General features: G+C 70.9%; 11 protein-coding genes. 4 read left to right on the top strand and 7 right to left on the bottom strand.

The window, feature by feature from the left end; genetic code table 11:
* Both C5B96_RS17395 and C5B96_RS11075 read left to right on the top strand, forming a co-directional pair.
* Positions 1 to 274: hypothetical protein (locus C5B96_RS17395; RefSeq protein ID WP_158507169.1), on the top strand; the 274-nt coding region annotated here is incomplete at its 5' end.
* An 81-nt stretch (positions 275 to 355) separates the two neighbouring features.
* Positions 356 to 979: an LppP/LprE family lipoprotein gene (locus C5B96_RS11075; protein ID WP_104245423.1), complete on the top strand. Its 624-nt coding sequence runs from the start codon at positions 356 to 358 to the stop codon at positions 977 to 979.
* 66 nt (positions 980 to 1,045) lie between these two features.
* On the opposite strand, the gene C5B96_RS11070 is transcribed toward C5B96_RS11075, so the two are convergent.
* The 3 genes from C5B96_RS11070 to C5B96_RS11060 form a co-directional block, all read right to left on the bottom strand.
* Positions 1,046 to 2,689, bottom strand: a complete 1,644-nt coding sequence (locus tag C5B96_RS11070; protein WP_233189150.1) for a xylulokinase — start codon at positions 2,687 to 2,689, stop codon at positions 1,046 to 1,048.
* A gap of 163 nt (positions 2,690 to 2,852) precedes the next feature.
* Complete coding sequence (locus C5B96_RS11065; protein WP_104245424.1) at positions 2,853 to 3,362, bottom strand: MarR family winged helix-turn-helix transcriptional regulator; 510 nt, start codon at positions 3,360 to 3,362, stop codon at positions 2,853 to 2,855.
* Complete coding sequence (locus tag C5B96_RS11060) at positions 3,355 to 3,957, bottom strand: MarR family winged helix-turn-helix transcriptional regulator (protein WP_104245422.1); 603 nt, start codon at positions 3,955 to 3,957, stop codon at positions 3,355 to 3,357. The genes C5B96_RS11065 and C5B96_RS11060 overlap by 8 nt, the downstream gene beginning before the upstream one ends.
* 148 nt (positions 3,958 to 4,105) lie before the next feature.
* Here C5B96_RS11060 and C5B96_RS11055 point away from each other — a divergent pair, with 148 nt between their 5' ends.
* Positions 4,106 to 4,423 carry a hypothetical protein gene (locus C5B96_RS11055; RefSeq protein WP_104245421.1) on the top strand — a complete coding sequence of 106 codons (318 nt, stop codon included), beginning with the start codon at positions 4,106 to 4,108 and terminating at the stop codon, positions 4,421 to 4,423.
* An 8-nt stretch (positions 4,424 to 4,431) separates the two neighbouring features.
* Here the strand turns inward: C5B96_RS11055 and C5B96_RS11050 are convergent, their stop codons facing one another.
* From C5B96_RS11050 to C5B96_RS11035, 4 genes are read right to left on the bottom strand one after another with little or no spacing between them, the layout of a single operon-like run.
* A complete protein-coding gene (locus C5B96_RS11050; RefSeq protein ID WP_104245420.1) occupies positions 4,432 to 4,758 on the bottom strand; it encodes a CHY zinc finger protein in 327 nt (108 codons plus the stop codon).
* Between the two features lie 3 nt (positions 4,759 to 4,761).
* Positions 4,762 to 5,358 (bottom strand): energy-coupling factor transporter transmembrane protein EcfT, encoded by a 597-nt coding sequence (locus C5B96_RS11045; protein ID WP_104245419.1) that lies wholly within the window; start codon positions 5,356 to 5,358, stop codon positions 4,762 to 4,764.
* Positions 5,352 to 6,062 carry an energy-coupling factor ABC transporter ATP-binding protein gene (locus C5B96_RS11040; RefSeq protein ID WP_104245418.1) on the bottom strand — a complete coding sequence of 237 codons (711 nt, stop codon included), beginning with the start codon at positions 6,060 to 6,062 and terminating at the stop codon, positions 5,352 to 5,354. The genes C5B96_RS11045 and C5B96_RS11040 overlap by 7 nt, the downstream gene beginning before the upstream one ends.
* A complete protein-coding gene (locus C5B96_RS11035) occupies positions 6,059 to 6,874 on the bottom strand; it encodes a biotin transporter BioY (RefSeq protein WP_104245417.1) in 816 nt (271 codons plus the stop codon). Before C5B96_RS11035 ends, C5B96_RS11040 begins: the two co-directional genes overlap by 4 nt.
* 56 nt (positions 6,875 to 6,930) lie before the next feature.
* Here C5B96_RS11035 and C5B96_RS11030 point away from each other — a divergent pair.
* A partial coding sequence (locus tag C5B96_RS11030; RefSeq protein ID WP_233189149.1) for a TetR/AcrR family transcriptional regulator occupies positions 6,931 to 7,155 on the top strand: 225 nt, incomplete at its 3' end.

Here is a 7,155-nt window from a genome sequence, read left to right as displayed (position 1 = left end):
CATCGGCCGCGAGGAGCACTCCGAGGCCGTCACGGTTCCCTCGTTCGACGTCGCCGGCCGGCAGGTCGAGGCGAAGATGACGCTCGACGCGGGCAGCGAGCTCGTGGTCGTGCCGGTGCAGCTGCGCATCGAGGGCGCGTTCGACGACGACGCGGTCAACAGGGCGCTCGCCGATCTGCGCACGCGGATCGATCGGCGCGTGAAGTCCAACACGGCGACGTACGCCGACCCCGACCAGGAGGGGTTCCACCTCGACATCGACGACATCGTCTGAGGCCTCGGCCGTCTGAACCATCGGCCCTCGCGCCGGGCTCGCCGCTGGCATCCAGCGACCGACCGCGAGTAGCGTGAGGTCATGCGACTTCACCGGAGAGCAGCGACGATCCTCGTTCTGGCGGCCGGGGCCGCTCTGGTCTCCGGATGCTCGGGGGGTACCTCGGGCGGTGCGGCGGCCGGCACGGCAAGCCCCGCGGCATCCAGCCCCGCCAGCGCAACCGCGCCCGCAACCGTGATGTCGTCCCCGTCGCCGCCGCCCACGTCGGCGGCACCCTCCACTTCGCCGAGCGCCTGCGGACCCTCGACCGGTGAGGCTGCGGCAGCCGACGCGATCGCCGCGCTCGCCCTGCCCCCGGGCCTGGAGTCGGCGAAGTGGGACGCGGCCGGCGCCGACTACTCCGGTTACGACCCCTGCGCGGCCCTGTCGTGGAGCGTCGTGTCGCTCGAGATGGCCACCGGCAGCTCGCCGTGCGCCATTCTGCTGTTCCACGAGGGCACCTACCTCGGAACGGCCACCAAGGTGCAGTACGGCTTCGTTCCGCAGGTCGAGCGCACCGCTCCCGGCGCGATCCTGGTGACCTACCGCTACCCGCAGGCCGGCGAGGCGAACGCCGACGCGAGCGGCCGCGCCGCCGCCACCTTCACGTGGAACCCCGACACCGAGAGCGTCGACATGGCCGGCGAGACCCCGCCCTCCTCCTGATGTGAAGTCGGCGGGGCCTGTCGCCGAACCGCCCTGACGAGCCGGGCGGCGACGTGAGCGTGACGGCTAGGCGACCGGCAGGGAGGTGACGGCGGTGCGCTCGACGGCCAGGCCCGCACTGTAGCGGTCGAGGTAGGCCGCGAACCCGGCGACGTCGGCCGGGTCGGGTGCAGCGGTGTCGAAGGCCGTCGTCGCGAAGACGCGATCGCGCAGGTAGTCGTCGAGGGACTGGCCGGCGGAGGCCGCCCGCAGGTACGCCGCGAGCACGGCGATGCCCCAGGCGCCGCCCTCCGAAGCGGTCTCGGTGACGGTGACGGGCGCACCGAGGGCACCGGCGAGGAAGCGCTGCGCGACCCCGGCGGTGCGGAACATGCCCCCGTGCGCGAACATCTCGTCGATCGCGACGCCCTCAGCGGCGAGCACGCGCATGCCCAGGCTGAGGGTGCCGAAGACGCCGTAGAGCTGGGCGCGCATGAAGTTCGGCAGCGTGAGGCGGCTGTCGGGGGTGCGCACGACGAGCGGCCGCCCCTCGGTGAGGCCGGCGATCGGTTCGCCGGCCAAGTGGTTGTACGCCAGGAGCCCACCCGCATCCGGTTCGCCGTCGAGGGCCTCGCGGAACAGCACGTCGAAGACGGCGTCGTTGCCGAGCGGCGTTCCGGCCGCGGCGGAGAAGCGCCCGAAGAGGCCGGCCCAGGCGGCGAGTTCGCTGGCGCCGTTGTTGCAGTGCACCATCGCGACCGGGTCACCGGCCGGGGTCGTCACGAGGTCGAGTTCGTGGTGCACCTCACCGAGCGGGCCTTCGAGCACGACCATCGCGAAGATGCTGGTTCCCGCGCTGACGTTGCCGGAGCGCGGGGCGACCGAGCGGGTCGCGACCATCCCGGTTCCGGCGTCGCCTTCGGGCGGGCAGAGCGGGATGCCGGGCTCGAGCGCCCCGGTGGGGTCGAGCCGAGCGGCCCCCGCCGCCGTGAGTTCGCCCGCAGGCTGCCCGGCGGCGAGAACCTCGGGGAGCAGGGCGGCGAGGCTGAAGGAGCTCACGTCGGCCCCCGTGCGTTCAGCGATCAGCTGGTCGTAACGCTCCACGAGCACGGCGTCGTATCCTCGGGTCGCATCGTCGATCGGGAACATGCCCGATGCGTCGCCCACCCCGAGCACCTTCCGGCCGGTGAGCTGCGCGTGCACGTAACCGGCCAGCGTCGTGATGTGTGTGACCTGCGCGACGTGCGGCTCGTCGTCGAGAACGGCCTGGTGCAGGTGCGCGACAGACCAGCGGAGCGGGATGTTCACACCGAACAGTTCGGTGAGTTCCGCCGCCGCGGGGCCGGTGTTGGTGTTGCGCCAGGTGCGGAACGGCGTCAGCAGCTGGTCGTCTGCGTCGAACGCGAGGTAGCCGTGCATCATCGCCGAGACGCCGAGCGCATCGAAGGTGGTCGGGCGCACGCCGTACCGCGACTCCGCGTCGGCGATCAGCGCGGAGTACGCCGCCTGGAGGCCCGACCACACGCTGTCGATGGGGTAGGTCCACAGGCCGTCGACCAGTTCGTTCTCCCAGTCGTGGCTGCCGACGGCGAGCACGACGGAGGGATCTTCGCCGACCAGGCACGCTTTGATGCGGGTCGAGCCGAGTTCGATGCCGAGCGAGGTGCGCCCACCCAGAATGGCCTCGGCTGCTGACTCGGCCTGTGCGGCGCTGACGGTGGATGACGGCACGATACTCCCTCGTAGACGGCGGTCGATCACCGATGTGATCGTTCACATGCAGTGTACGACATCCCTCCCGCCGTGGTCAGGAGGGATGTGGCCGCCAAGGCCAGGAGGCGTGAGCCAACGGTGAGGAGGCGTGAGTCAGCGGCCAGGAGCCGTGAGCGAGCGGTCAGGAGGCGTCGGCCGCCGCGGTGAGGCGCTCGAGGAAGAGGGTGATCGCGCGCGACTGCTGCTGCGACAGCCCGACGGCGGCCGAGAGCATGCTGCGGTGCATCTGGCCGAGGGTGTGACGCACCTCTTCGTCGGAACCAGGTGTCGCCACGACCTGCAGGCTGCGCCGGTCGGAGGGGTGCGGCAGGCGCGTGACGTGGCCGCTCGCCGTCAGGCGGTCGAGCATCGCGGTGACCGACGCCGAGGTCATGCCCAGGTGGTCGGCGAGGGTGCGGCCGCTGACGATGCGCCCTTCCTGCTGTGCCTTCAGCAGGAAGCGCAGGGCTTGCAGGTCGGTGGCGCCCATGCGCATCGAGTCGCGGGTGCGGCGGCGCATCTCGACCTCTGCGCTGCGGTAGTCGGCGAGGGCCGAGAGCACGGCGTCGGCGTGGGCCGGCGTCGGCGTTACGGGCGTCGAGGGGCGTTCGGGTGCTGCGGGTTCGTCGGGCGACGCAGGCCGGTCAGGCATCGCGCCCAGCGCCGCGCCGGCCATCGCCCGAGTCGTGGCCGTGGCCGTGGCCCGCATCGTGCGTGACGATCGCGTCGTGTCCGTCACCCGCATCGTGTTTGTCAATCGCGTCGACGGCGTCGCGCATCCCGCCGAGGAACGACACGATCGTCTGCGCATCGTCGGGGCTGAGGTCGCTGGCGATCGCGATCATGCGCTCGTGCATGCCGTCGAGCGTGCGGCGCACAGCCTCTTCTGAAGCGGGGGTCGGAACGATGATGAGCGCCCGGCGGTCGAACGGGCTGGGCTGCCGCGAGAGGTGCCCGGTCTTCTCGAGGCGGTCGAGCAGCACCGTGGTCGAAGCGCTCGAGATGCCGAGGTAGGCGGCGAGCTCCTTCGGGCCGACGCTGTGCTCGGCGCGGTGCATCCGCAGCAGGTAGCGCAGGGCGAGCAGGTCGGTCTCGCCCATTCCCATGGCGACCTGGGTGCGCCGCTGCATCGCGGCCTCCGCCGCTCGGTAGGTGCGCATCGCCTCGAGCACGGCGATGCTGCGCTGGCGCTGGGCGTCGTCGTCGTACCAATAGTGCTGTGCCGTCTCCACCGCTTCACTGGTCATCGCCTCAGCCTAGACGATCATGTAGCTAGATGTTCTAGCGATCAATACTGCATCAGCGGCCCCCGTGCAAGGCCCTCCGGGCAACTCGTTCAGACCACAGAACTACTAGATACTCTAACTAGTAGAACCTCTAACGAATGAGATCACCATGACCATCGCTGACATCAGCTCCTCTGCCGACATCTTTGAACTCGACGTGCTCTGGATCAGCCCCGACGCCAATCTCTGGGTCGCCCAGGGCTCGGGGGAGTTCATCGGCATGGTCGAGTTCACCGACGGCCACTTCGTCAGCACCGACCGCGCCGGCAGCGTCATCGACTCGTACAGCGACCTGCCGGCCGCACGTTCGGCGGTCGTGAACCACGCCACGATGCTGGAGTCGTTCGCGAACTCGGGTCGCCGCATGCGCAACCACTCCGCGATTCCGTCGCGCGCCCCGGCCGCTTTCTACCGCCGCGGTCGCTGACCCTTCCGTCAGGCCTCGAAGTACAGGTGACTGTGCAGCCGACAGCCCGGGTTGAACGCTGCACCGCAGTTCGGGCATCCATCGACCGCCAGATAATGCTCGATCGTCAGCTCTGAGCCGCACACGCCGCAGAGAACCGCTCTCTCGGCGTAGCTCGATCGCGGCCAGGCCACGGCTGGGTGATCGGCGCTCTCAGCGTGACAGAGATGGCACGGGTAGTACTGCCCGCAGCAGGCGAACCTGATGGCGATCACGTCGAGTTCGGTAGCGTAGTGGATGCACCGGGTCTGGTCGTCGACGACCGGCCCGTGAACAGGCGGGCGCGTCTCGGGCATGCGCTACGCCGCCCCGCGGGCGGTCAGTGCGTCGCCCAGGTCGTCGGCGTGCTTCAGCGAGAGCACGAGGAACGGGATGATGAACGAGCGGATGCCGCGGCCGGCACCGCGCGCGCGCTGCGCCTCGCGAATGCTCGTCGCCACCCTCGTGAGCACGGGAATCGTCGTCATCGTGATGGCGAGCACGAGGGAGACCCGCGCGGGGTCGATTCCGACGCGGCGGAGCGGACCGAGCCCGCGTTCGAAGGCATCGAGCAGGTCCACGACCCGCGTGCTCAGCACGAGCAACGAGGCGATCAGTACCGCCCCGACGACCCGCGAGGTATTGGCGACGGCCGGTTCGGTCGGTAGAAAGATGAGCTGCGCGCCCAGCGTGATGAGGATCACCCAGCGCAGGCCGACGAGCTGGCGGGCGAGAACGGCGACCCCGAACCCCGTCACGAGGTAGGCCACCAGAGCGCTGCCGAGGGCGATGGCGGCGAACGGGTAGGTCGACGGCAGCAGCGAGACCGTGAGTACGGCGGCCAGGATGACCAGGGCTTTCGCTCCGGCGGGGGCGCGGTGCAGCCAGCCGGTGCCCGGGCGATACAGGGTCAGCACGCGAGGCTCGACTCGTAGCGCCCGATGATCTCTGTCGGGTGGCCGCTGGCGATCATCCGCCCCCCCTCGAAGAGAACCGCGACGTCGCAGCACGCCGCCAGGGCGAGATCGTGGGTCACGAGAACGAGCTGGCGGCTCGCGTCGCCGAGCAGGTGGTCGGCGATCAGGCGGCTGTTGCGGGCGTCGAGGTAGGCGGTCGGTTCGTCGGCGATGACCAGGCGGGGCTCGCGGATGAGGGCGCCGCAGAGGGCGAGCAGCTGTTTCTGCCCGCCCGAGAGGTCGTGGGCGGGCCGGTCGGCGAGGTCGGCGAGGCCGAACCGTTCGAGCGCCGCGGTGACGCGGGCCGCCGACTCGGCTTTCCGCAGGCGGTCGGCGCGAAGGGAGAAGGCGGCGTCTTCGGCGACCGTCGGCATGATGATCTGGGCGTCGGGGTTGCTGAAGATGAAGCCGACGGCCCGGCGGAACTCCGTCGACTGGCGAGTGGGATCGAGGCCGTGCACGCTGACGGTTCCCGCCGAGGCGGTGACGAGGCCGCCGAGAAGCCGCGCGAAGGTGGACTTGCCCGATCCGTTCGATCCGATCACGGCGATGCGGGGCTGGTCGAGGTTCACGGAGACGTCGTCGAGGGCGAGCTGGTCGCCGAGGTGCACGGAGGCGTGGGTGAGGGTGAGGATGCCGGGGCTCGCCGCCGCGCCGGGCGTCACGCTCGACCCTGCTGCTCGGGCTTCTGGCTGCTGTCTTGGGTGCGCTCCTGCGTGCGTTCTTGATTGCGTGCCGGTGTGCGTTCCTGCTCGCGTCGTGGTCGCCCGGCGGCGCGGAACGCGCTCGGGTACGCCCGCAGCAGGGTCAGCACGATGGCGACCGCGATCGCCGCCTTCACGAGGTCGCCCGGAACGAAGACGAGGCTCTGCAGGGCGACCTGGTCGAGCGCGAGGCGGAGCACAGCCGCCTGCACCGGGATGCCGAACGCGTAGATGACGAGGATGCCGCCGACCAGCACGCCGACGACGGTGCGGAAGGCGGTGGGGGTGCGGCGGCTGTTGCGGATGGTGCTGCTGGCGCTGCTGGCGCTGCTGGCGCCGACGCTCTCGCCGCTGCGGAGGCGGCCGCTGCCGCTGAGCCCGTGCACGATCAGGCCGACCACGAACGCGCCCGCCACCCAGCCGACGAGGTAGCCGGCCGTCGGACCCACGAAGACGCCGAGGCCGCCGTGCCCACCCGCGAGGAGCGGCAGGCCGAGGGCGACGAGCGCGAGGAACACCAGCAGCGAGAGCGCCCCGCGCCAGGCGCCGAGTATCGCGCCGGCCAGCATGACGCCGAGTGTCTGCGCCGTGATCGGTACCGATCCGAAGACCGCGAAGCCGCCGGGCAGGCCGAGAACCGCGACGATGGCGGCGAAGACGGCGATGCGGGCGACATCCGTGGCGTCGATCCGGGCGGGCCGTGGCGCTCGCGGCGGTCGTGGCGCTCGGGATGCGCGCGGCGGGGGAGCCGGGGTCGTCACGTCATCGATCATGGGCCCGCCTCTTCCTGAACACCGCTCACCTGAACAGCGTTCACTATAGTTGACGCATGGTCGATCCGCACGGTGCGCAGCCTCGCCCGGTTCGCCACACGCGCGCCGGGGTCGTGGATGCCGCGCTGCGCATCCTCGACGACCAGGGCCTGCCCGACCTCACGATGCGCCACCTCGCGGCCGCCCTCGACGTGCAGCCCAGCGCCCTCTACTGGCACTTCCCCAACAAGCAGACCCTGCTCGCCGCCGTCGCCGACCGCATCGTGGCCCCCGCCCTGCCC

Origin of the sequence: Subtercola sp. Z020, from assembly GCF_002931235.1 — a bacterium.
Lineage (GTDB): Bacteria > Actinomycetota > Actinomycetes > Actinomycetales > Microbacteriaceae > Subtercola.
Note: the sequence above shows the minus strand (reverse complement) of the source record. Positions and strands in the feature narration are given on the sequence as shown.